Below are 22,790 nucleotides of genomic sequence, written 5' to 3'. Positions count from 1 at the left end.
TTGGCAATTAATACAGGTCAATCCAAGCTTTATTGAAGCTGGATCATCGTTTCGCGAACGTTCGGATCCGGGCTACGTTCCTTGACCGGGCGACGGAACCGCCACTGCCCTCGCGGCTTTGGCGCCATCATGGCGGCGGGTGTGGACGACTGGACGGCGGCGATGCGCAGCGGCGCGTACGAGCGCGCGTGGGACATGGCACTGGCCAGCCTCGTCGCCCGCGATCCGGCGACGCGCGACGATCCGGCCCTTCCCTATCACCTGCGCTGGGTGTGGAGCGGCGAGCCGGTGGACGGGCGCGACGTGCTGGTGCGCTGCTACCACGGGCTGGGCGACACGTTGCAGTTCGCGCGCTTCCTGCCGCTGCTCGCCGCCCGCGCCGCGAGCGTGGCGGTGGAGGTGCAGGAGAGCTTGCTGCCGCTGGTGTCGCGCGCCTTTCCGTCGATCGCCTTCCACCCCTTCGATCCGGCGCATCCGCTGCCGCCGCGCGGCTGCGACGTGGAGATCGGCGACCTGCCGCTCGTCCTGCGCGCGCGGCCGCAGGATGCACCGGCGGCGTATCTGTCGGTCCCCCCCGTGCCGCTGCCGTCGGGCGCGATCGGCCTGTGCCATGCTGCTGGAGGATGGGATCCGTCACGGTCGCTGTCGCCCGCCCTGCTGGGACCGGTCGCGCGCGCGTATCCGTGCGTCACGCTGGTCGCGGCGGCGAGCGCGCTTCCGGTGCTGAACCCGGGCGGCTGCCCCTTCGACATGGAGCAGACCGCGGCGCTGGTCGCCGGGTGCGCGCTGGTCGTCACGGTGGACACGATGATCGCGCATCTCGCCGGCGCGTTGGGCCGGCCGACCTGGCTGCTGCTGAAGGCCGAACCCGACTGGCGCTGGGATCCGGCCGCGCGCGACACGCCCTGGTACCCGCATGCCCGCCTCTACGCGCAGCCGCGCCCCGGCGACTGGGCGGGCGCCGTCTCCCGTCTTCGGCGCGACCTGCCGGGGCACGCTTCTTCTCCTTGCGTCAAAAGGGCAAACCATGGCCAGCATCGCGACTCCCTCGGTCCCCGTCTCCTGGGGTGAATTGCTCGACAAGATCACGATCCTCGAGATCAAGCGCGACCGGATTGCGAAGGCGGAGGCTCGCGCGAACGTGCTGCGCGAGTACGGGCTGCTCCGCCGCATCGGTGCCGAGGTGATGCGTCAGGATGCGGTGGCCACGCTGGTCGTCGCGCTGAAGCAGGTGAACGAGCGGTTGTGGGATATCGAGGACGCCATCCGCGAGCGCGAGGCGGCGACCGACTTCGGCACCGACTTCGTCGCGCTGGCGCGCGCCGTCTACCAACAGAACGACCGGCGCGCCGCGATCAAGCGTGCGATCAACGAGGAGCTGGAATCGGACCTTGTCGAGGAGAAGAGCTACGCGGACACGGCGCCCGCGATCAGCCTGGCCGCCGGTTGAGCGCCACGACGCACAGGCGCTCGCCGGTCACCACCACTTCGGTCAGCGAGCCGGGATCGCAGGGTAGCGCGTACAGGCGGTCCAGCCCGTCGCCGCGCGCGTCCGCCACCAGCCCGCGGATCACGTCGCAGTGCGTCACGCACAGGATCGGCGCCTCCGAAACGGGCAACGCGCGCAGGTAGGCGCCCGCGCGCGCGATCACCTCCGCCATCGTCTCGCCTCCCGGGCAGCGCGCGGTGCCCCGGTGCTCGTTCCACGCGCGCCAGTCGGCGTCGCTCTCCAGCGCGTCGAAGGCAAGGCCGGTGAAGCGGCCGAAATCGATTTCGTCCAGGGCCGCGGCCCGAACCACCGAAAGTCCGTGTTCGTGCGCCACCGGCAGTGCGGTCTCCATCGTGCGGCGGCGGGGGCTGGCGTGGATCGAGCCGAGCGGCACGTCGCGCAGTGTGCGCGCCATCGCCTCCGCCTCTTCGCGGCCGGCGACGTTCAGCGCGATCTCTGACCGGCCGCTCAATACCCGTCCGACTTCATCGTGCGTGCCGTGCCGCGCCAGCAGGATCGTGTTCGTCATTTCGTCCGATCCGGCCGGAAAGTTCAACGGGAACAAAGATGAAGAAGAAGCATTGGCAATCGAGTTGTGAACGAAACGATCGATGAAGATCAAGGTATAAAGCTGCAGCTGATCCAAGTCAGAAATTGATATTGATCCTCATCAATTCTTGATGCGGATCAACTCGCAAGGTGGGGAAGGGGAGACGTGGCCGAACATATTCTCGTGACCGGCGGGGCCGGCTTCATCGGTCGTTCCGTATGCCAGGAACTGCTGCGCCGCGGCCATCGCGTGCGCGCGCTCGATGCGCTGATCGAACAGGTGCATGGCCACGTGGACGGATCGGCGATGCTGAACGACGAGGTCGAGCTGATCCGCGGCGACGTGCGCGACGGCGACGCCGTGGCGCGCGCGCTCGAAGGTGTCGATGCGGTCGTCCACCTCGCCGCGGAAGTGGGCGTCGGCCAATCGATGTACGAGGTGGAGCGCTACACCTCGACCAACGATGTCGGCACCGCCGTGCTCTTCGAACGCCTGATCGACCGCCCGGTGCGCCGCGTCGTCACCGCGTCTTCGATGAGCATCTACGGTGAGGGGTTGTACCGGGACGCCGACGGCAATCTGGTAGAGGATGCCGAGCGCGGCACGGTGCGCGACGGGCAGGCGGTGTGGGATCCGGTCGATACGGCGGGCCGACCGCTGGTGCCGGTGCCGACCCCCGAGACGAAGCGGCCGACGCTCGCCTCGATCTACGCGCTCAACAAATACGTGCAGGAGCGCACCACGCACATCATGGGCGCGCCCTACGGCATCGAGACGACGTGCCTGCGCCTCTTCAACGTCTACGGGCCGGGGCAGGCGCTCTCCAATCCCTATACCGGCGTCCTCGCGATCTTCGCCTCGCGGCTGCTCAACGGTCAGCGGCCGATGGTGTTCGAGGACGGGCAGCAGCGTCGCGACTTCGTCCACGTGTCCGACGTGGCGCGCGCCTTCTGCGACGCGCTGGTCGATCCGCGTGCGGTGGGCGAGACGCTGAACATCGGGTCCGGCCGCGATCGTTCCGTGACCGAGGTGGCGGAGGCGCTGGCGCGCGCGATGGGGCGCAACGACGCCGCGCCCGAGGTGGTCGGCAAGGCGCGGATCGGCGACATCCGCCACTGCTTCGGCGACATCGCCCGCGCGGGCGCGACGATCGACTTCGCGCCGCGGCAGGATTTCGAGGAGGGGCTCGCCGTCCTCGCCGACTGGGTGGGCCAGCAGACCGCGGTGGATCGCGTCGGCGAGGCGCGGGCCGAGCTGGAACGCCGGGGCCTGGTCGCGTGAGCACGGTCCTCGTCACCGGCGGGGCCGGCTTCATCGGGTCGAACATCGCCGACCGGCTGGCGGGGGAGGGGCACGACGTCATCGTCTACGACGCGCTGTCCCGCGCCGGCGTGGAGCGGAACCTCGCGTGGCTGAAGGACCGGCACGGCGCGCGCATCGTCGACGTCGTCGCCGACATCCGCGACGAGGACGCGCTGCGGCGCGCGGTGGCGGATACCGACGCGGTGTTCCACATGGCGGCGCAGGTGGCGGTGACGACCAGCCTGGCCGATCCGCGCGACGATCTGACGATCAACATCCTCGGCACGTTCAACCTGCTGGAGGCGATCCGCGCGAAGGGCGCGACCACGCCCGTCGTCTTCGCCTCGACCAACAAGGTCTACGGCGACCTCGCCGATGTCGCCTTCGTCGCGACCGACGCGGGCTATCTGCCCGCCGACCCGGGCCTGCGCGCGCATGGCATCGGCGAGGACCGGCCGCTCGACTTCCACACGCCCTACGGCTGCTCCAAGGGGGCGGCGGACCAGTATGTGCTCGATTACGCGCGCAGCTACGGCGTGCCCGCGGCGGTGCTGCGGATGAGCTGCATCTACGGCCAGCGGCAGATGGGGACCGAGGACCAGGGGTGGGTCGCGCACTTCCTGATCCGCGCGCTGACGGGCGAGCGCATCACGCTGTACGGCGACGGGCATCAGGTGCGCGACATCCTCGACGTCTCCGATGCGGTCGACGCGTATCTCGCGGCGTGGCGGCGGATCGATCGGGTGGCGGGGCGCGCGCTGAACCTGGGCGGCGGGGCGGGCAATGCCGTCAGCCTGCGCACGCTGCTGGCGTATATCGGCGAGCTGACGGGCGGGGCGCCCGACATCGCGTTCGAGGATTGGCGGGCGGGCGACCAGCGCTACTTCGTCGCGGACACGCGCGCCGTGCGCGGCGCGCTCGGCCTTGGTACCGCGGTGGACTGGCGCGACGGCGTGGCCGCGCTGGCGCAGTGGCTGGCGGCGGAGCGCGGCCTGTCGTTGCCCGGCGCGACGGCGGTGCGGGCCGCGGCGCGATGAGGAAGCGCCGCGTCCTGATGACGGCGGATTCGGTCGGCGGGGTGTGGCAATATGCCACCGACCTCGCCGTTGCGCTGTCGGGCGACCACGACGTCACGATCGCGCACATGGGGCCGGGATCGGTCGACGAGGTGGCGGGCGTGCGCGTGATCGCCACCGGGCTGCCGCTCGACTGGCTGGCGGAGGACGCCGCGGCGGTCCGCGCCGCGGCCGCGGCGATCGTTGACCTGGCGCGATCCGGGCGTGCCGAGGTCGTGCAGCTGAACTCGCCCGCGCTGGCCGCCGCGGCCACATTCGACGTGCCGGTGGTGGCGGTGGATCACGGCGCGATCGCGACCTGGTGGGAGGCGACGCGCCCGGGCGAGCCGCTGCCCGCGCGATACGCCTGGCACGCCGCCCTGGCGGCCGACGGCCTGCGCCGCGCCGACGCGGTGGTGGTGCCGAGCGCCGCCTACGGCGCGGCGGTGCGGCGGCGCTACGGTCTGCCGGTCGATCCCGTCGCCGTGCACAACGGCCGCGCGGTGCCGCCGAAATCTGGCGCGACGCCCGCGCGCCGCGCCTTCACCGCGGGACGGCTGTGGGATGCCGCAAAGGCGACGCCGCTGCTCGATGCGGTGGCGGCACGGCTGCCCTTCGCCTTCGAGGCGGCCGGACCGCTGATCGCGCCCCACGGCGAGACGGTGGCGCCCGCGCATCTGGCGCACCTCGGTACGCTCGGCGCCGCGGCGCTGGCCGAGCGGTTGTCCGCACGGCCGATGTTCGTGTCCGCGGCGCGGTTCGAGCCGTTCGGCCTCGCCGTGCTCGAGGCCGCGGGGGCGGGATGCCCGCTGGTGCTCGCCGACATGCCGGTGTTCCGCGAGCTGTGGCAGGATGCGGCGCTGTTCGTCGCCGGCGAGGATCCGGCGCACTGGGCCGATGCGATCGCGCGGCTGGCGGACGATCCCGCCGAGGCGTGCCGGCTCGGCGACGCCGCCGCCGCACGGGCGGCGCGCTACACGCCCACCGCCACCGCGCGCGCGATGGCGCGTCTGTACGCGCGCGTCGCGGCGCCGGCGATGCGCGAGGTGGCGGCATGAGGATCGCCTATTTCACGCACAGTCTCGCGTCCTGCTGGAACCACGGCAACGCCCACTTCCTGCGCGGGGTGATGCGCGAACTGCAGCGGCGCGGCCACGACGTGCGCGTCTACGAGCCGGAAGGCGCCTGGAGCCTCCAGAACCTGCTGACCGACCACGGCGAGGCAGGGCTGGAGGCGTGGCGCGGGGCCTATCCGGACCTGTCGTCCACCACCTTCGCCGCGGACGCGGACGTGGCCGCGCTGATCGGCGACGCCGAGCTGGTCATCGTGCACGAGTGGAACGACCACGATCTGGTCGCGCGCATCGGCCGCCTGCGCGCCGGCGGCGGGCGCTTCCGCCTGCTGTTCCACGACACGCACCACCGCGCCGTCAGCGCACCGGAGGAGATGCGCGCCTACGACCTGTCCGCCTACGACGGCGTGCTGGCGTTCGGCGAGACGCTGTCGGAGGTGTACCGCGGCTGGGGCTGGGGCGACCGCGTGTGGACCTGGCACGAGGCCGCGGACCTCACCCGCTTCCACCCGCCGGAGCGCGAGGGTCCGCGCGAGGGGATCGTGTGGATCGGCAATTGGGGCGACGGCGAACGGACCGAGGAGATCGAGCGCTTCCTGCTCGCCCCCGCGCGTGACGCCGCGCTGCCGCTCGACATCTACGGCGTGCGCTACCCGGACGAGGCGAAGGCCATGCTGGCGCGGTACGGTGCGCGCTATCACGGCTGGGCGCCCAACGCCGGTGCGCCGGACATCTTCGCGCGCCACCTCGCCACCGTCCACGTGCCGCGGCGCTATTACTCGACGATCCTCCCCGGTATCCCAACGATCCGCGTCTTCGAGGCGCTGGCCTGCGGGATCCCGCTGGTCTCCGCGCCGTGGGACGATGCCGAGGGGCTGTTCCGCCCCGGCACCGACTATCTCGTCGCGCGCGACGGCGCGGAGATGGCCCGCCACCTCGCCGCGCTGCGCGACGATGCGGCCCTTCGTGCCGCGCTGGTCGCCAGCGGCCTCGAAACCGTTCGCGCGCGGCATAGCTGCGCCCACCGCGTCGACGAGCTGGAAGCGATCGCGCGCCAGCTCGACCTCCCCCTTGCGACCAAGGATGCCGCATGAAGATCGCCTTCTACGGATCGAGCCTCCTCTCCTCCTACTGGAACGGCGCCGCGACCTATTACCGCGGCATCCTGAAGGCGCTGGCGGCGCACGGGCATCAGATCACCTTTTACGAACCCGACGCCTTCGACAGACAGCAGCATCGCGACATTGACCCGCCGGAATGGGCGAAGGTCGTCGTCTATCCCGCCACTGTTGAGGCGATGCGCGGCGTGCTGGCGGAGGCACGCGCGGCGGACGTGGTCGTCAAGGCGAACGGCGTGGGCGTGTTCGATGCCGAGCTGCTGGACGGCGTGATCGCGCAGGCGCGGCCGGGGGCGCTGAAGCTGTTCTGGGATGTCGACGCCGCCGCCACGCTGGACGAGATGCGGGGGGACGCGGACCATCCGGTACGCCGCGCGTTGCCCGATCTCGACATGGTGCTCACCTACGGCGGCGGGCCGCCCGTCGTGAACGCCTACGAAGGGTTCGGCGCGCGCGAGTGCGTGCCGGTCTACAACGCGCTCGATCCGGAGACTCACCATCCGGTCGCGCCCGACCCGCGCTTCGCCTGCGACCTCGCTTTCCTCGGCAACCGCCTGCCGGACCGCGAGGCGCGGGTGGAGGAGTTCTTCCTGCGCGCCGCCGCCGACGCGCCCGACGCCGCGTTCCTGATCGGCGGCAACGGCTGGCACGACAAGGCGATGCCCGCGAACGTGCGCGACATCGGCCATGTCGGCACGCGCGAGCACAACGCCTTCAACTGCACGCCGCGCGCCGTGCTCAACGTGGCGCGCGACAGCATGGCGAATGTCGGCTTCTCCCCCGCGACCCGCGTGTTCGAGGCGGCAGGCGCGGCGGCGTGCCTCATCACCGACGCGTGGGAGGGGATCGAGCAGTTCCTCGTTCCCGACGAGGAGGTGCTGGTCGCGCGCGACGGGCAGGACGTGGCGGACCACCTCGCGGCGCTGACGGGCGAGCGGGCACAGGCGATCGGCGAGGCGGCGCTGCGGCGCGTGCTGGCCGAGCACACCTATGAACTGCGCGGGGTGCAGGTGGACGCGATCCTTCGCGATCGGGCGGCGCAGGGGAGGGAAGCGGCATGAAGATCGTCGTCCTCGGCCTCAGCCTCGGGTCCTCATGGGGGAACGGGCACGCCACCACGTTCCGCGCACTGCTGTCGGCCTTCGCCGCGCGCGGGCACGACATCCTGTTCCTCGAGCGCGAGGTGCCCTGGTACGCGGGCGCGCACCGCGACCTCTCCGACCCGGCCTATTGCCGGCTCGCCTATTACCGCACGCTCGCCGCGCTGGACGACTGGCGCGGCGAGATCGCGGCGGCGGACGCGGTGATCGTCGGTTCCTACGTGCCCGACGGCGTCGAAGTGGCGCGCTACGTCCAGGCGCACGCGCGCGGGGCGACCGCCTTCTACGATATCGACACTCCCGTCACGCTCGCACGGCTGGAGCGCGGCGATACCAGATATGTGTCGGCGGAGGTGATCCCCGGCTTCGACGTCTATCTCTCCTTCACCGGCGGGCCGACGCTGGAGCGGATCGAGCGGCAGTTCGGCGCGCCGCGCGCGCGGGCGCTCTACTGCTCCGTCGATGCCGAGGCGTATCGCCCGCTGCCGGTCGGGAAGAAGTGGGATCTCACCTACCTCGGCACCTACAGCGACGATCGCCAGCCGACGCTGGAACGGTTGCTGATCGAGCCGGCACGCCGCGCGCCGGAAAAGCGCTTCGCCGTGGCGGGGCCGCAATATCCCGACACGATCGACTGGCCGGCCAACGTCGAGCGGATCGAGCATCTGCCGCCCGCCGAACACGCCGCCTTCTATTCCGCCTCGCGCTGGACGCTGAACGTCACGCGGGCGGACATGATCGCGGCGGGCTGGTCGCCGTCGGTCCGCCTGTTCGAGGCGGCGGCGTGCGGGACGCCGATCCTGTCCGACCGTTGGGACGGGATCGAGACGCTGCTGACGCCGGAGAGCGAGATCGTGCTGGCGGATACGAGCGAGGACACGCTCGCCGCGCTGTCACGCGACGCTGCCGCGGTGGGCGAGGCGGCGCGCGCGCGCGTGCTGGCCGCGCACACCGCGCACCACCGCGCGGCGGAGCTGGAGGCGCACCTCGCCGAGGCGATGCAGAACGAGAGAACGGAGGGGAAGCGCATGAAGAACCAGAATGCACCGCTCACCCTGGTCGCGGGGGGAGCCGGGTTCATCGGCTCGCACCTGTGCGCGGCGCTCCTGGCGCGGGGCGACCATGTGGTGTGCCTCGACAATCTGCAGACCGCGCGCGCGTCGAACCTGAAGCTGCTGGAAGGCCACCCGCGCTTCGAGTTCGTGAAGGCCGACGTGGTCGATCCGCTGCCCGCGTCGATCACCTCGCGCGCCGGCCGGTTCACGCGCGTCTACAATCTCGCCTGCGCCGCGTCGCCGCCGCAATATCAGGAGGATCCGGAGCATACGATGCTGACCTGCGTCGTCGGCACCGACCATCTGCTGCGCCTGGCCGAGCAGGCGGGCGCGCGCTTCCTGCTGACGTCGACCAGCGAGGTCTATGGCGATCCGGAGATCCACCCACAGCGCGAGGATTACCGCGGCTTCGTGAACTGCACCGGCCCGCGTGCCTGCTACGACGAGGGCAAGCGCGCGGCGGAGGCGATGACGTTCGACTTCGCGCGCACCGGCCGGGCCGACGTGCGCGTGGCGCGCATCTTCAACACCTACGGGCCGCAGATGCATCCCGACGACGGGCGCGTCGTCTCCAACCTGATCTGCCAGGCGCTGTCGGGCCGGCCGATCACCATCTACGGCGACGGCACGCAGACGCGCAGCTTCTGCTACGTCTCCGACCTGGTCGACGGCCTGATGCGGTTGATGGAGAGCGACATCGACGGGATGGAGCCGATCAACCTCGGCAATCCCAACGAGATGACGGTCAACGAGCTGCTGGGCCACATCGTCGAGCTGACCGGCAGCGGCGCCGGGGTGGAATATCGTCCGCTGCCCGTCGACGATCCGCGCCGCCGCCGTCCCGACATCAGCCGCGCGGCGGCGCTGCTCGGCTGGGAACCGCGCGTCGACCTGCGCGAGGGGCTGGAGCGGACCTGCGCATGGTTCGCCGGGGAACTGGCGGCGCCGCGCGTCGCCGCCGCGGCGTAGCGGTTCAGCCCACCATGCGCGCCACATAGGCCGCATGGTCGGGCATCGCCGCCGCGGCCCCGGCATAGTCCGCGCGCCAGCGCCGCAGCGCCGCGGCCACCGCGGCGTCGTCCAGCGCGTCCACCATCGGGTCGTACCCCTTGGGCAGCACGCCCTGGCCGACCAGCACCGCCACCCAGCTGGCGATCGAGAACAGGTCGTCGTCGTAGCGTAGCACGCGTCCCTTCTCGCGGAACAGCGCCAGGCGGGTGGCGAGCGTGTCGGGCAGCGCCATGTCGCGCAGCGCATCCCAAAACGGCTCGCCCACCCGCCCGTTGGCGTGATAGTGCAGGATAACGAAGTCGCGCACCGCGTCGTATTGCGCGGCCATCAGCCGGTTGTACTCGTCGCGCAGCACCGGCGCGAAGCCGGTGTCGGGGAAAAGCGCCAGCAGCTTCGAGATGCCCGACTGGATCAGGTGGATGCTGGTCGATTCCAACGGCTCCAGGAACCCGCCGGCAAGGCCCAGCGCCACCACATTCCCCTCCCACGCGCGTTCGTGCCGGCCGGTGGCGAAGCGGATGACGCGCGGATCGTCCGTCGCGGGGGCGTCCAGCCCGGCGAGCAGGCGCGCGGCGGCCGCGTCGTCGGAGAGGTGCGCGCTGGCATAGACCAGCCCGTTGCCGGTGCGGTGCTGCAGCGGGATGCGCCAGCGCCAGCCCGCGTCATGCGCCGTGGCGCGCGTCAGCGGCATCAGCGGGTCGCGCCGCTCCGACGCCACGGCCACCGCGCGGTCGCACGGCAGCCAGTGGCTCCAGTCGACGAAGGGCACGCCCATCTCCGCACCCAGCAGCAGGCTGCGGAAGCCCGAACAGTCGACGAACAGGTCGCCGGCGACGCGGCGTCCGTCCTCCAGCAGCAGCGCCGCGACATGGCCGCGCGCGTCGCGCTCGACGCCGGCAACCTTGCCCTCGACGCGCACCACGCCACCCGCCTCGGCACGCGCCCGCAGGAAGGCGGCGTAGCGGCCCGCGTCGAAGTGGAAGGCGTAGGCGAGCTGCCCCTGCGGCGTGCGCGGATCGGCAGCGGGATGCGCGAAGCGGGCGTCGCGAGCGGCCACCGCCGCCATCCAATAGTCGCCGAGCGGGCCCACGCCCGTCGCCGCGCGATGCTTCAGCCACGCCATGTGGAAGTCCACGCCGTTCAGGTCGTGCCCGGCGCGGCCGAACGGGTGGACATACGTCTCGCCCGCCGCGCCCCAGCCGTCGAAGGCGATGCCGAGCTTGTACGTGCCGCCGGTCGCACGCAGGAACTCGCGCTCGTCGATGCCCAGCATCGCGTTGAAGTCCCGGATCGGCGGGATCGTCGCCTCGCCGACGCCCACGGTGCCGATCGTCTCGCTCTCGACCAGCGTGATGCGGCGCGTGCCGTCGGAGAGGTACAAAGCGGCGGCGGCGGCCATCATCCAGCCGGCGGTGCCGCCGCCGACGATCACCAGCTCGCGGACCGGCGGCGCGGTCATCGCGGCACTTCCGTCGCGTCGCGCCATGCGGCGACCCACACCAGCGGCGCGTTCCAGTTGATCGCCACCTCGTTCAGCGAGAATAGCCGCGCATCGTCGCGCCAGCAGGTCATCGGCGCGCACCGGCCCAGCACCGCCGCGGCCTCCGTCCCCGGCGTCGCGTTCGGCCCGCCGGACAGCGCACCGGGCGGGGCGGCGGGATAGGCCGGGTCGATCCCGTTTGCCCAGTGGCGATGATGCGGGTGGCGCATCGGATCGGGGCCGTAGCCCGCCACGTAGGAGCGGCCGAGCGGATTGCGGCCGGTGAGATAGTCGAGCGTGGCCACCACCGGCGCGCGGTAGGTGCGGTCGCCGCTCCAGTCGGCGGCGAGGGCGAGGATCATCGCGCGGTTCAGCAGCACCGCGTTCGACCCCCACACGAAGGTCTTGCCCGCAACGGGAACGCCGTAGCCGCTGTGCGCCGCCGCCGCACGATAGCCGTCCGCCGCCGCCACGAGCCGCGCCCGGGCTTCGCCGTCGCCGTGCTGCGCCAGCGTCGCGAGGCCCAGCGCGGCGGTGGCGGGCCAGCCCGGCTCGGCGGGCGTCGCCCGGTAGTGCGGACTGGCGGTGAGGCGCGCGCGCAGCGCACGATCCCGCGTGAGCGCATGGCGTTCCGCCGCCGCCCAGAAGAACTCGTCGGACACGTCCGCGTCGCCATAGGCTCCGCTGCCGGTGAAGGCGTCGGGCGCGAGCACCGCCGGGTTGCGCAGCGCGGCCCGCCACGCCCGCGCCGAGGCGTGGGCGCAGCGGCGCGCGAAGGCGGGGTCGATCGTGCGCCACACCCGCGCGCCCTGCGCCGCGACGGCGGCGAGGTTCAGCGTCGCGGCGGTGGTCGGCGGATAGAGCAGGCGCGGCCCCGGATCGCGGTCCGGCCGCATCGGCAGCGCGGTCCAGCGTGCGTCGGCGACCTTGTGGTGCGCCATGCCGGAGACATCGACGGCCGGTCCGCTCGGGAAGGCATAGCGGGTGCCGGCGGGAACCTGCATCCGCAGCAGGAACTCCATCTCCCACCGCGCTTCCTCCAGCAGGCCCGGAAGCGTTCGCCCCCGCTCGGCCATGTTCAGCAGCGTCCACAGCGCGATGCCGCCGTTGACGACGTACTTGCCGTGGTCGCCCGCGTCGTACCAGCCGCCGGTCACCTCCAGCGCGTAGCCGCAGCCGGGCCAGCGCACGCCCTTCTCGTCCATCCCGGCGAAGCAGGTCGCGCTCTCCCGCGGATGGCCGGCGGGGCGCGCCCATCGCGCGCCGACCACGCGCGCCTCGATCGGGACTCCCGCGCGGTTGTGATGGAAGTAGCGCAGCGCATCGCGCGCGAGGGCGCGGGTGAGACCGCGGCCGATCGTTACCTCGCCGATCGCCCCTCCCGCGTTCAGGCGATAGGTGCCGGGCACGCGAAGGGCGGTCAGGTCGGCGCGATGCACTGCGCGGCCCGCGGCCTCGTCGCGCCCCATCGGCACGCTGCGACCGGACAGGACCACGCGCCCACCCGTGTCGGTGACGCGCCAAACGAGCGGCGCCCGATCCTCCGTCTCGATCGTCGCGATCTTCGGATCGAGAGGCGCCGCACCGACGCCGCCGATGCGGATCGCGGCGGCCAGCAGCAGCGCGGCGATCATGCCGCGGCCCGGCAGTGGCGGTTCACGAAGTCGCGGTGGCCGGGCATGTAGTCCGCCGACGCCGCGACCGCGCCGGCGATTTCCGCCAGCCGCGCACGCGTGGTCGGCAGATCCATCGCATCGGCCACGGGATCGTAACCGCGGGTCGGCAGCAGCTGGCCGTGCATGACGGCGAACCAGCTGGTGTCGTTGAACAATTCCTCGTTCTCGCGAAAGACGCGGCCGTGCGCGGCATAGACGCGCATCTTCTCCTGCAACCGCTCGGGCACCTCCATCGCCGCGCAATATTGCCAGAACGGCGTGTCGCGCCGCTGGGTCGCGTGATAGTGGAGGATCAGAAAGTCCCTGATCTCCTCGAACTCGGTCGTCAGGATGCGGTTGTAGCGCGCGATCGTGGCGGGATCGAAGTCGCGGTCCGGAAACATCGCCATCAGCCGCGCGAGCCCGCTCTGCACCAGCCACAGGCTGGTCGATTCCAGCGGCTCCATGAACCCGGCGGCCAGCCCCAGTGCGACGACGTTGCCGTCCCAAAAGCGGGCGCGATGTCCGGTACGGAAGCGGATCAGCCGCGGGTCGGCGGTCGGCGCGCCGTCCAGGTTGGCCAGCAGCGTGGCCACCGCCGCGTCGTCGGACAGGTGGGCGCTGGCGTAGACATGGCCGTTGCCGGTGCGGTGCTGGAGCGGGATGCGCCACTGCCATCCGGCCTCGCGCGCGGTGGAGCGCGTGTAGGGCGTCATCTCCGCCTGCCCCTCGCACGGCACCGCCACGGCGCGGTCGCACGGCAGCCAGTGGGACCAGTCGACGAAGCCGTTCCCCATCGCCTCGCCGATCAGCAGCGAGCGGAAGCCCGAGCAGTCGACGAACAGGTCCGCCGCCACCTCGCCCCCATCGGCGAGCGTCACGTGCGAGACGAGGCCGCTCTCGCCGTCGCGCGCCACGCCGACGATCCGTCCCTCGCGCCGCTCGACGCCGCGCGCCTCGGCGTAGCGGCGCAGGAAGCGCGCGTAGAGCCCGGCGTCGAAGTGGTAGGCGTAGGCGATGTCGGAAAGCGGCGAATTGCCCGCGTCGATCGGGCGCATGAACTTGTCCGCCCGCGCCGCCATTGCCTGCAGCGAGAAGGCGTCGATGTCCGGCGCCTCGCCGGCCGCGTGGAGCCGCAGGAAGAAGGCGTGGAAGCTGACGCCCGCCATGTTGACGCCGTACCCGCCGAACGGGTGGAAATAGGTGTGCCCCTCGCGCGCCCAATCGACGAACTGGATGCCCAGCTTGAAGCTGCCCTTCGTCTCCCGGACGAAGGCGTCCTCGTCGATGCCGAGCATCCGGTTGAAGGTGGCCATCTGCGGGATCGTCGCCTCGCCGACGCCGACGGTGCCGATCTCCTCGCTCTCGACCAGCGTGATGCGCGCGTAATGCGGGCCGAGCAGCCGCGCGAGCGTGGCGGCGGCCATCCAGCCCGCGCTGCCCCCGCCGACGATGGCGATGGAGCGGATGCGGCGGTCGGCGGTACTCGTCTCGATCATCGTCCTCCCCCTGCGAGCGGCGGCATCGCGGCGACCGTCGCGACCAGCCGCTCGCGCAGTCGTGCCAGGTGCGCGGCGACGGCGGGAGGCGGCAGCGCGGCGGCGAGCGGGTCCGGCCGCTCCTGTCGCACGCCCTGTCCGTCCAGCAGCACGGCCCATTCGTCGCGCGACAGGCACTCGCCGTCCTCCAGCGGCAGGTAGCCGCGCCGGCGGTGCAGCGCCAGCTTGCGGGCCAGCTCCGTCGACGGGGCGGCGGCGGGGCGTCCGGCGGTCAGCCACAGCGCCACCGCCGCGTCGCGGGCGCGGTCGTATTGCTGCGCGGTCAGCCGGTGGTATTCCGTCGCCTCCGCGCCGCCGTCCGACCCCGCCGCGGGCAGCAGCGCAATCAGCCGAAGGACCGCGTCGTGCGCGTGCTGGAGCGCGTGGCCCAGGCTCGGCTCGATCACCCCCGCCGCCGCGCCGATGGCGACGCGGCGCCCCGTCCACGTCTTGGTGCGGCGACCGTTCTCGTATGGCTCGCCCTCGCCAGCTGCGGTGTAGCGGGTCTCCACCCGCGTGCCGCCAAGCGCGACCGTCGCCTGCCAGCCCGACGGCGTCGCGGCGTGGAGCGGGTAGGCGGCCGGACCGCCCGCGTCGGCGATCCGGCGCGAGGCGACGCGGCAGCACGGCAGCCAGTCGCGCCAGCTCACCCACCCGGCCGCCGCGATCCCCGCGGCGCCGCCGCTGGCGTCGACGAACAGGTCGGCGCTGAGCTGCGTCCCGTTGGTCAGCGTCAGGCGATCGTCCGACCCCATGGGCGCGGCGAGCGGGGCGGCCCGCTCCACCCCGGCACGCGCGGCCATGTCGGCGAGGCGGCCGGCGAGCGCCGCGGCGGGATAGATCGCGCCGGGGCGCAGGGTCGACAAGGGCGAGCGCGGGTCGGCGGAGCGCGGCGCGAACCGCCCGGCCTGCGCGGCCATGGCGGCGAGCGAGAAGTCGCTCGCGCGCACCGGCGTGCCCTCCGCGCGTACCCGCGCCGCGAGCTGCGCGAAGGGCACGTCGTCCAGCGGGGCGCCGACGTCGCCGTAGGGAAGGAACCACGGCTCCGCGCTCCAGCCGGCGAACGCGATGCCCAGCGCCGGCACCGCGCCGGGCAGATCGCCGATCGCCGCGGCGACCTCGCCCTCCATCCACGCGGGCGTGCCCAGCACCGTCTCGCCGACGGGACCCAGGCCGTGCCCGCCGGCGCCGACCGGCACGCTCACCACGCTGGCCACGCGCGCCAGCATCAGTGCGGCCAAATGCGCCGCGATCCCGTCTCCCGCCACCGCGATCCTCATCGCGCCAACACCTCTTCGTGACGCGGCATCCCCAGCGCCTCCGCCTCGATCGCGGCGCGCATCTGCGCCAGCACCGCCGCGTCGCCGGTCGCGCGTGGATCGTGCCCGGCGGGGCGCACGCGCTGGCCGAGGTAGACGGCGAGCCAGCTCGGCTCTGCGAACAGGCCGTGGCGATAGGGCATCACGACGCCACGCGCGCGGAACAGCGCCAGCTTCTCCGCCAGGCTGTCGGGCAGCGCCATGGTGCGGACATGGCGGAAGAACGGCGTGTCGTCGCGCTCGGTCGCGGCGTAGTGCAGGATGATGAGGTCGCGCACGCGCTCATATTCGTTCGCCATCACGCGGTCGAACTCGGCGGCGTCGGCGGGGTCGCCGTCGCCCGTGGGGAACAGGTCGAGCAGCCGCTCGATCGCGACCTGCGCCAGATGGATCGACGTGGATTCGAGCGGTTCCAGGAAGCCGGCGGAAAGGCCGATCGCGACGGTATTGCCGATCCACTGCCGCCGCCGCTTGCCCGCGGCGAAGCGAAGCAGGCGGGGTTCGGCGAGGGCTGGGGCGTCGAGCAGAGCGATCAGGCTGTCGCGCGCTGCGTCCTCCGACAGGAAGTCGCTGGCAAAGACGTGGCCGTTACCGGTGCGATGCGTCAGCGGGATGCGCCACGCCCAGCCGGCGTCGAGCGCGGTCGCGCGCGTATAGGGTGCCGGTGGACCGGTCCGCTCCGTCGGCATCGCCCAGGCGCGGTCGCACGGCAGCCAGTGCCGCCAGTCGTCCCACCCCGCGCCGAGCGCCTCGGCGATCAGCAGGCCGCGAAAGCCGGAGCAGTCGACGAACAGGTCCGCGGCCAACCGGCGCCCGTCGTCCGTCACCACCGCGGCGAGATCGTCGCCGGCGCCGCGCACCACGTCGACGATCCGTCCCTCGACGCGGACGACCCCGCGTGCCTCTGCCACGCCGCGCAGATAGGCGGCATAGCCCGCCGCGTCGAACTGATAGGCATAGCCGTAGGGGGATGCCGGCCCCGGTGCGGCGAAGCGGCCGTGGTGGGCCATGCGCGCGGCGAGCGAGTAATCGTCGAACGCGCCGGCGAGCGCGCCGGCGGCGAGCCAATGCTGATGGAAGGGGACGCCGCCGATCGGCTCGCCGAAGGGGCCGAACGGGTGGAAGTAGCGGTCGCCCCGGCGGGCCCAGTCGCGGAATTCGATGCCCAGCTTGTAGGTCGCGTGGGTGGGGCGCATGAACGCGGCCTCGTCCAGCCCCAGCGCGGCGTTGAACGCGCGGATCGGCGGCACCGTCGCCTCGCCCACGCCCACCGTGCCGATCGCCTCGCTCTCGACCAGCGTCACCTCGACCCGCGCGTGGCGCAGCTTGTGCGACAGCGCGACCGCGGTCATCCAGCCGGCGGTGCCGCCGCCGACGATCAGGACCGAGCCGATGGTCGCCCCCGCGGCCACGTCAGCGTCGCGGCGTCGCCGCCGCCAGCGCATCACGGATCGCACCGTAGAGCGGCTTGGGCGCGTATTCCTCGTCATAGGGCAGGCCGCGGGTGATCTTGCCGTCGGGTCGCGGCTCGAACCCGCGCAGCCAGCTGAACCGGTCGGTGATGCCCCAGGCGAGCACGTCGCGAAGCTGCGGGTAGGACAGCATGACGTCGAGGTAGCCGCGCGCGAACGCCGCCACGTCGCGATCGCGGCGGGCGATGTCGGCGGGCAGGCCGCGGTCGCGCACGTCGAACTCGGTCACGACGAGGCGATAGCCCATGCCCGTCACCTGGTCGAGGAACCCGCGCCACGCCGGGGTCAGCCGCACGACCAGCCGCTCGATCGAGTCCGTCGGCTCGAACACGCCGATGTGCGATTGCACGCCCAGCGCATGGACCGGCGTGCCGCGCGTGCGGAAGCCTTCCAGGAGCCGGAGCACGCCGTCGCGATGCTTCTGGTTGCCGTCCTCCCAGCTCATATAGTCGTTGTAGACCAGCTCGGCGTGCGGCGCCGCCGCCCTGGCGGCGTGGAAGGCGAGGTCCAGCACCGGCTCCGCCCCGCCCATCGCCCGCGACAGCGCGGTGGAGCGCAGCGAGCCGTCTGCGGGGTCCACCGCCTCGTTCACCACGTCGTAGCTGCCGATCCGCCGGCCGTAACGCGCCGCGACGGTGCGGATGTGCGTTTGCAGCAGGCGCTCGGCGGTGGCGCGCTTCTGCGAGCCGAAGTCGTAGTCGACCAGCCAGCGGGGGAACCAGCGGTCGTAATGCCACAGCAGGGTGTGCCCGCGCAGCCGCAGGCCCCGCCTAATCGCGGCATCGACGATCGCGTCGAAGGCGGCGAAGTCGTAGCGGTCGGCGGACGGGCGGATCGCCTGCCACTTCATCGCATTCTCCGGCACCGCCATGCCGCAGTCGCGCTCCACCAGCGCGGCGAAGCGCGGATTGCCGAGCGAGCCGTTGTCCCGCCGCGGCGCGGCGAGGCACGTGCCGAACGACAGCCCGCGCGTCGCCGCCAGGGCGTGAAGCCCGCCCGCCGCCGCCGCCGCCGGGGAAGAACCGAGCGCCCCGATCGCGACGCCCGCACCACCCGCCAGCATCGTGCGACGATCGACCATCGTCTTGTCGTCCCGTATCGAAGTCACTGCCATCTCCGCTGTCGCGATCGCTTGCCGGTGCCGTCAGCCGCCAAGTATATCGTTGATATGCCGGTCCGTTTCCCACTTTCCGACCTCGCCCGCACCGGCGTGCGCCGGATCGGGCACGAGCGCGAGCCGCTGCTCGTGATCGATGGCGCGATGGCGCAGCCCGCGGCGCTGGTGGAGGCGGCCGCCGCCTCGGACTTCCAGCCGGCCTACGGCCCCGCGGGGGGCTATCCCGGGCTGCGTGCGGCCGCGCCGCTCGACTATGTCGGCGACATGGTGCGCGTGCTGGCGCGGGGGATCGTCGCGGCCTTCGCGCTCGATCCCGCTGCGCGACCTCGCCGGGCCGAGTGCAACTTCTCGCTGGTCACGCTGCCGCCCGACCGGCTCGTGCCGACGCAGCGCGCGCCGCACGTCGACACGGCCGATCCGCACCAGTTCGCGATCCTGCACTACCTGTGCGACCCTGCGTTCGGCGGCACCGCCTTCTTCCGCCATCGCGCCACCGGTTTCGAGGCGCTGACGCCCGATCGGCTGCCCGCGTACGAGGCGGCCCGCGCCGCCGAGGCGGTGGGGCAGGGATATGCGGGTGACGACGCCGCCTTCCGGCGCATCGACGCGGTGGAGGCGGCGTTCGACCGCGTGGTCGTCTATCGCAGCCGGCTGCTGCATTCGGGCATCATCCGTGAGCCGTCGCTGCTGACCGACGATCCGCGGACCGGCCGGCTGACGGCGAACATCTTCCTGACGCTGCGATAGCATCTTTCGAAACGAGGGACCGCCGACGATCATCGGCGGCCCCACGCGCATCAGAAGTTGAACCGCGCGATCGCGCTGAAACGGCGGTCGTTCATGAACCAGCCGCGCGGCACGATACGCACGTCGTCCACCCCGCCCGGCCCCTGCACCGCCACCGACGTCTTCGTGATCGAGTTCGTCAGGTTCACGCCCTGAATGCCGAGCCGCAGGTTCTTCGACGCCTGGATGAAGACGGACGCGTCGAGCTGGCCGTAATCTTCCTGGAACACCGGGTCGAACGGCGTGATGACGTCGCGCGTCGTCAGCAGGTAGCGCGAGCGCCAGGCGTAGGAAGCACGCAGCGACAGCCCCTTGTAGTCGTAGAAGGGGGTGACGTTGAAATTGTGCTTCGACAGTCCCTGCAGGCCGAAGCCGGAGACGTTGACGTTGGACGTCAGCCCCTCGGCCACCGCAGGATCGCCGGGATCGAGCGAGGGTTGCGGCACGCCGCTGCTGCGCACGTGGGTGTAGTTCGCCTGGAGGCCGAGGCCGGCGAGGGGGCCGGGCAGGAAGTCGTAGGTCTGCTGGTAGGCGAGTTCGAACCCCTTCACCTTGCCGGTGTCGGGCGAGTTGAACTCGCGCGTCACCACGGCATCGAACGACTGGCCGTTGTTGGTGAAGGTCTGCCGGTCCGTGGCGAACACGACGACGCCCTTCACCTCCTTGTAGAAGGCGGAGAGGGTCAGCGAGCCGACCTTGTTGAAATACCATTCCGCGGTCAGGTCGAAATTGTCCGCCGTCACCGGTCGCAGGTCGGGCGATCCGGCGCGCAGGTTCGCGCCCTCGAACCGGACGGCGCCCTCATTCTGGATGATGCCGTCGTTGGGATCCGCGGTGGCCAGGTTCGGCACCACCGTCAGCACGGTGCCGGGATCGGTCTGCGCGCCGATCGCCACGTCGAAATAGTTGCGGATCTGCGTCGTGTTCGGCGGCGAGATGCCCTTGAAATAGGCGGCGCGGAACTGGAGCTCGTCGTTGACTTCCAGCTTCAGGTTGATCGCCGGCAGCCAGTAATCGTACGTCAGCTTGTAGTCGTTCGGCACCAGTGCGCCGTTCTGGAACGCACGGACGTTCGCGCGCAGGCCGGGGTTGCTGTACAGGAAGGCGCAGCCCGCGGGCACCGTCGGCGTCGCCGGCGGCGTCTGCCCCGCCTGCGGATTCACGATCTGCTGGATCGTGGTGCGGCAGGTGTCGTCGGGTGTCAGCGGCTCGGTCTGCCGGAATTGCAGGAAGCCGCTGCTGGTGCGCTGCGTGCTGCTGTAGCGGACGCCCAGGTTGCCCGACAGGCGCCAGTCGTTGTCGAAGCGCGTGTCGATCTGGGCCATGACGTAGCCGGCGTTGTTGCGCTCCTGGATCGGATTCACCTCGCCCGGCAGATAGTAGCTGCCGTTGACGATGCCGGGCCGCTCGGCCAGCGGCAGCCACCCGCCCGAACCGCCGGTCGGCACCGTGCCGGCGGGCAGCCACTCGTCGCGGATCGACTTGGCGAAGGCGATGTACTGCGCATAGTCGCGCGCCGGGTTGCCCGACCAGTAGAGCCGCGGCTGGTTGCCGGTGGGATCGGCCACCTGCCCGCGGAAGAAGTTGGCGTAGGGATGGGCCTCATACTGGCCGACCTGCGAGAGAGTGCCGGTCTGGTCGCCGCCGGCACCGCCGATCTGCTCGTCCATCCACACCGGGCCGCCGTTGCCCCATTGCTCCGACAGCACGCCCCAATTGTAGGTGGAATTGCGCGCAATCTGGTCGCGGTCGGCGAAGCGGTAGCCCGCCCGCACCGCCTTCAGGAAGTTGCTGTCGGGGAAAGTCAGCTCGCCGTCGATGCGGAAGGCGTCGGAATTGCCGGACGATTCCTCCGCATGGTCCATCGCCGCGCGCCAGAAGTTGTTGAACGGATCGGCGAAATTGCTGTTCGCCCCGGTCGTGTACGTCGGATAGGTGCTCACCGCGCCCGGCGTGCCCACGCATTGACCCTGCGCATTCAGCGACGCGCCCTCGCACGATTGCGGTGCGACGAACTGCACGACGGGCAGGTCCTTGCCGTTCAGCTTGATGAAGGCGTCCTGATACGTCGTACCCCAAATGCCGTTGTCCAGCATCTCGCCGGTCGACGTCACGTGGTCGTAGTCGAGCGTGATGCCGATCCGCTCGTTGACGTTCCACTTGAAGTTGAAGCCGTAATCCTCGGTGACGCTGCGCTCGCGATGCTCGCGGTACTGGTTGTTCGATTGCAGGCCGAAGGCGGGCGTGCGGAGCCCGGCCGGGGTGGCCGCGGTCGGCGGGGTGTTCTGGTCCGCGCGCCAGCCGGTCGGCCCGGTGATGAGGCCCTGGTCGAACAGATCGTCCCCGTCGAAGCTGATCGACGTGCCCGCGCGCGCCCGGCTGTCGCCGTTCGAGGTGACGTTGTCCGTCGCGATCTCGATCGTGTGCTCGATCCAGTTCTGCCGCGCGTCGGAGCGCAGGAACTGGAACGTCGCCTCCATCGACCGGTCGGGCGAGCGCCATTGCAGCGCCCCCGAATAACCCTCGCGCTCGCGCTCGAACTGCTGCGAGCCGACCACGGCGCCGCGCGGGAACAGCGCGCTGCCGCGCTGCGTCGCGCCGGTGAAGGGGACGACGTCGGTGCGGGTGCCGTCCGAATAGACCGGGCGGGTGCGGAAGCTGGACACCTGCAACCGGTCGTTGCGGGTGAACAGCTTGGAATAGACCACGCTGCCCAGCACACCGATCTCGCCGATCGGCGTGTCCCAGCGCGTGCTGCCGAGGATCGACAGCGTCGGTGCGGACTTGGCGACGAAATCGCCGTAGTTCATCTCCGCGGAACCGGCGATGTACGTGCCCTTGGCGTCGAACGGCTTGCGCGTGCGCAGGTTGACGATGCCGGAGATGCCGCCCTCGATCCGGTCGGCGGTCGGCGACTTGAACACGTCCACGCCGCCCAGCAGCTCCGACGGCACGTCCTGGAAGCCGAGCGAGCGGCCGTTCAGCGCGGAGAACGCCTCGCGGCCATTGAACTCGGAACGGACGTAGGTGAGGCCGCGGACGGTCGCCTGCGAACCCTCGACGGAGAAGTGGTCCGGATCGACGCCCGCCGCGAAGCGCGAGATCGATACACCCGGGATGCGCTGCAACGTCTCGACCACGGAGCGGTCGGGCAGCGCGCCGATGTCCTCGGCCGTGACCGAGTCGACGATCGAATCGGAGTTGCGCTTCAGGCTCTGCGCGCTCTGCAGCGACTGGCGATAGCCGGTGACGATCAGGTCGTTGCCGCTGGCGTCGGTGGCCTGGAGCGTCGGCGTCGACTGCGCCTGGTCGGTGCCGCCGCCGCTGGCGCCAATCTGCGCCTGGGCGGAGGAGGTGGTGGTCACGACCTTGCCCTCGGTGGCCGGCGTCGTCGCTGCCTCGGTCTGCGTATCGGGAGCGTCGGTGGCCTGCGCCGCGGCGGGCTGGGCGCTCATCATGCTGGCGATCGCGATCAACGACGTGCTGCCGACGAACCGCGGAAGCGCGGGCACGCGAGTGACGACCCCTGTCTTCATTCTATCCTCCCCTACGTTAGCGCTATCATTCACAAGCCCGGCTTGCGTGCGCTACTCGTCCTCCATTCCTAACGGCTTGCGAAAAGCGCTGCAATAACAAATCGGCGGCGGCGATAGAAAACGCCGGCCGGGCC

17 protein-coding genes and 1 pseudogene are annotated in these 22,790 nt (G+C 71.6%); 10 read left to right on the top strand and 8 right to left on the bottom strand.

The window, feature by feature from the left end; translation table 11 throughout:
* Positions 1-129 precede the first annotated feature (129 nt).
* Both HBH26_RS12950 and HBH26_RS12945 read left to right on the top strand, forming a co-directional pair.
* Positions 130-1,071: a glycosyltransferase family 9 protein gene (locus HBH26_RS12950; protein ID WP_168135047.1), complete on the top strand. Its 942-nt coding sequence runs from the start codon at positions 130-132 to the stop codon at positions 1,069-1,071.
* Positions 1,028-1,450 carry a DUF6165 family protein gene (locus HBH26_RS12945; protein WP_168135046.1) on the top strand — a complete coding sequence of 141 codons (423 nt, stop codon included), beginning with the start codon at positions 1,028-1,030 and terminating at the stop codon, positions 1,448-1,450. The genes HBH26_RS12950 and HBH26_RS12945 overlap by 44 nt, the downstream gene beginning before the upstream one ends.
* On the opposite strand, the gene HBH26_RS12940 is transcribed toward HBH26_RS12945, so the two are convergent.
* Positions 1,431-2,018, bottom strand: a complete 588-nt coding sequence (locus tag HBH26_RS12940; RefSeq protein ID WP_168135045.1) for a histidine phosphatase family protein — start codon at positions 2,016-2,018, stop codon at positions 1,431-1,433. The genes HBH26_RS12945 and HBH26_RS12940 overlap by 20 nt on opposite strands.
* 186 nt (positions 2,019-2,204) lie before the next feature.
* Between HBH26_RS12940 and HBH26_RS12935 the strand changes: the two genes are divergently transcribed.
* From HBH26_RS12935 to HBH26_RS20455, 7 genes and pseudogenes are all read left to right on the top strand, one after another.
* Positions 2,205-3,320, top strand: coding sequence for an SDR family NAD(P)-dependent oxidoreductase (locus tag HBH26_RS12935; protein ID WP_168135044.1), 1,116 nt, complete (start codon positions 2,205-2,207; stop codon positions 3,318-3,320).
* The gene (locus tag HBH26_RS12930; RefSeq protein WP_168135043.1) at positions 3,317-4,378 is read left to right on the top strand and encodes an SDR family NAD(P)-dependent oxidoreductase; all 1,062 of its coding nucleotides are present in this window, start codon (positions 3,317-3,319) and stop codon (positions 4,376-4,378) included. Before HBH26_RS12935 ends, HBH26_RS12930 begins: the two co-directional genes overlap by 4 nt.
* Complete coding sequence (locus HBH26_RS12925) at positions 4,375-5,454, top strand: glycosyltransferase family 4 protein (protein ID WP_168135042.1); 1,080 nt, start codon at positions 4,375-4,377, stop codon at positions 5,452-5,454. Before HBH26_RS12930 ends, HBH26_RS12925 begins: the two co-directional genes overlap by 4 nt.
* Positions 5,451-6,563: a CgeB family protein gene (locus HBH26_RS12920; protein ID WP_168135041.1), complete on the top strand. Its 1,113-nt coding sequence runs from the start codon at positions 5,451-5,453 to the stop codon at positions 6,561-6,563. Before HBH26_RS12925 ends, HBH26_RS12920 begins: the two co-directional genes overlap by 4 nt.
* The gene (locus HBH26_RS12915; RefSeq protein WP_168135040.1) at positions 6,560-7,648 is read left to right on the top strand and encodes a CgeB family protein; all 1,089 of its coding nucleotides are present in this window, start codon (positions 6,560-6,562) and stop codon (positions 7,646-7,648) included. Before HBH26_RS12920 ends, HBH26_RS12915 begins: the two co-directional genes overlap by 4 nt.
* Positions 7,645-8,655, top strand: a pseudogene (locus tag HBH26_RS21060) (CgeB family protein); the annotation flags it as partial. The gene HBH26_RS12915 and the pseudogene HBH26_RS21060, both read left to right, overlap by 4 nt.
* A gap of 30 nt (positions 8,656-8,685) precedes the next feature.
* Positions 8,686-9,711, top strand: coding sequence for a UDP-glucuronic acid decarboxylase family protein (locus tag HBH26_RS20455; protein ID WP_209308549.1), 1,026 nt, complete (start codon positions 8,686-8,688; stop codon positions 9,709-9,711).
* Between the two features lie 4 nt (positions 9,712-9,715).
* Here HBH26_RS20455 and HBH26_RS12905 read toward each other — a convergent pair whose 3' ends face one another.
* The 6 genes from HBH26_RS12905 to HBH26_RS12880 are packed head-to-tail and all read right to left on the bottom strand — an operon-like array spanning position 9,716 to position 18,331.
* Positions 9,716-11,212 carry a tryptophan halogenase family protein gene (locus tag HBH26_RS12905; protein WP_168135038.1) on the bottom strand — a complete coding sequence of 499 codons (1,497 nt, stop codon included), beginning with the start codon at positions 11,210-11,212 and terminating at the stop codon, positions 9,716-9,718.
* Complete coding sequence (locus tag HBH26_RS12900; protein WP_168135037.1) at positions 11,209-12,867, bottom strand: glycoside hydrolase family 9 protein; 1,659 nt, start codon at positions 12,865-12,867, stop codon at positions 11,209-11,211. Before HBH26_RS12900 ends, HBH26_RS12905 begins: the two co-directional genes overlap by 4 nt.
* Positions 12,864-14,387: a tryptophan halogenase family protein gene (locus HBH26_RS12895; RefSeq protein WP_168135036.1), complete on the bottom strand. Its 1,524-nt coding sequence runs from the start codon at positions 14,385-14,387 to the stop codon at positions 12,864-12,866. Before HBH26_RS12895 ends, HBH26_RS12900 begins: the two co-directional genes overlap by 4 nt.
* Positions 14,384-15,706 carry a tryptophan 7-halogenase gene (locus HBH26_RS12890; protein ID WP_168135035.1) on the bottom strand — a complete coding sequence of 441 codons (1,323 nt, stop codon included), beginning with the start codon at positions 15,704-15,706 and terminating at the stop codon, positions 14,384-14,386. Before HBH26_RS12890 ends, HBH26_RS12895 begins: the two co-directional genes overlap by 4 nt.
* Positions 15,703-17,190, bottom strand: coding sequence for a tryptophan halogenase family protein (locus HBH26_RS12885; RefSeq protein ID WP_168135082.1), 1,488 nt, complete (start codon positions 17,188-17,190; stop codon positions 15,703-15,705). Before HBH26_RS12885 ends, HBH26_RS12890 begins: the two co-directional genes overlap by 4 nt.
* Entirely contained in the window at positions 17,159-18,331 is a 1,173-nt protein-coding gene (locus tag HBH26_RS12880) for an endo-1,4-beta-xylanase (RefSeq protein WP_239024773.1), read from the bottom strand. Before HBH26_RS12880 ends, HBH26_RS12885 begins: the two co-directional genes overlap by 32 nt.
* 54 nt (positions 18,332-18,385) lie before the next feature.
* Between HBH26_RS12880 and HBH26_RS12875 the strand changes: the two genes are divergently transcribed.
* Entirely contained in the window at positions 18,386-19,081 is a 696-nt protein-coding gene (locus HBH26_RS12875; RefSeq protein ID WP_168135034.1) for a DUF6445 family protein, read from the top strand.
* 50 nt (positions 19,082-19,131) lie between these two features.
* Here the strand turns inward: HBH26_RS12875 and HBH26_RS12870 are convergent, their stop codons facing one another.
* Complete coding sequence (locus HBH26_RS12870; RefSeq protein WP_168135033.1) at positions 19,132-22,656, bottom strand: TonB-dependent receptor; 3,525 nt, start codon at positions 22,654-22,656, stop codon at positions 19,132-19,134.
* Positions 22,657-22,790: the final 134 nt, after the last annotated feature.

Source organism: Sphingomonas corticis (genome assembly GCF_012035195.1).
GTDB lineage: Bacteria > Pseudomonadota > Alphaproteobacteria > Sphingomonadales > Sphingomonadaceae > Sphingomonas > Sphingomonas corticis.
This window is presented reverse-complemented; position numbering and strand designations above follow the sequence as displayed.

What these genes read in the sequence shown, in the direction of transcription:
- HBH26_RS12900 (WP_168135037.1), bottom strand. Translation starts at nt 12,867, where the DNA reads ATGATCGCCGCGCTGCTGCTGGCCGCCGCGATCCGCATCGGCGGCGTC.
- HBH26_RS20455 (WP_209308549.1), top strand. Translation starts at nt 8,686, where the DNA reads ATGCAGAACGAGAGAACGGAGGGGAAGCGCATGAAGAACCAGAATGCA.
- HBH26_RS12875 (WP_168135034.1), top strand. Translation starts at nt 18,386, where the DNA reads ATGCCGGTCCGTTTCCCACTTTCCGACCTCGCCCGCACCGGCGTGCGC.
- HBH26_RS12950 (WP_168135047.1), top strand. Translation starts at nt 130, where the DNA reads ATGGCGGCGGGTGTGGACGACTGGACGGCGGCGATGCGCAGCGGCGCG.
- HBH26_RS12905 (WP_168135038.1), bottom strand. Translation starts at nt 11,212, where the DNA reads ATGACCGCGCCGCCGGTCCGCGAGCTGGTGATCGTCGGCGGCGGCACC.
- HBH26_RS12885 (WP_168135082.1), bottom strand. Translation starts at nt 17,190, where the DNA reads ATGCGCTGGCGGCGGCGACGCCGCGACGCTGACGTGGCCGCGGGGGCG.
- HBH26_RS12945 (WP_168135046.1), top strand. Translation starts at nt 1,028, where the DNA reads ATGGCCAGCATCGCGACTCCCTCGGTCCCCGTCTCCTGGGGTGAATTG.
- HBH26_RS12880 (WP_239024773.1), bottom strand. Translation starts at nt 18,331, where the DNA reads ATGGCAGTGACTTCGATACGGGACGACAAGACGATGGTCGATCGTCGC.
- HBH26_RS12925 (WP_168135042.1), top strand. Translation starts at nt 4,375, where the DNA reads ATGAGGAAGCGCCGCGTCCTGATGACGGCGGATTCGGTCGGCGGGGTG.
- HBH26_RS12915 (WP_168135040.1), top strand. Translation starts at nt 6,560, where the DNA reads ATGAAGATCGCCTTCTACGGATCGAGCCTCCTCTCCTCCTACTGGAAC.
- HBH26_RS12870 (WP_168135033.1), bottom strand. Translation starts at nt 22,656, where the DNA reads ATGAAGACAGGGGTCGTCACTCGCGTGCCCGCGCTTCCGCGGTTCGTC.
- HBH26_RS12920 (WP_168135041.1), top strand. Translation starts at nt 5,451, where the DNA reads ATGAGGATCGCCTATTTCACGCACAGTCTCGCGTCCTGCTGGAACCAC.
- HBH26_RS12940 (WP_168135045.1), bottom strand. Translation starts at nt 2,018, where the DNA reads ATGACGAACACGATCCTGCTGGCGCGGCACGGCACGCACGATGAAGTC.
- HBH26_RS12895 (WP_168135036.1), bottom strand. Translation starts at nt 14,387, where the DNA reads ATGATCGAGACGAGTACCGCCGACCGCCGCATCCGCTCCATCGCCATC.
- HBH26_RS12890 (WP_168135035.1), bottom strand. Translation starts at nt 15,706, where the DNA reads ATGAGGATCGCGGTGGCGGGAGACGGGATCGCGGCGCATTTGGCCGCA.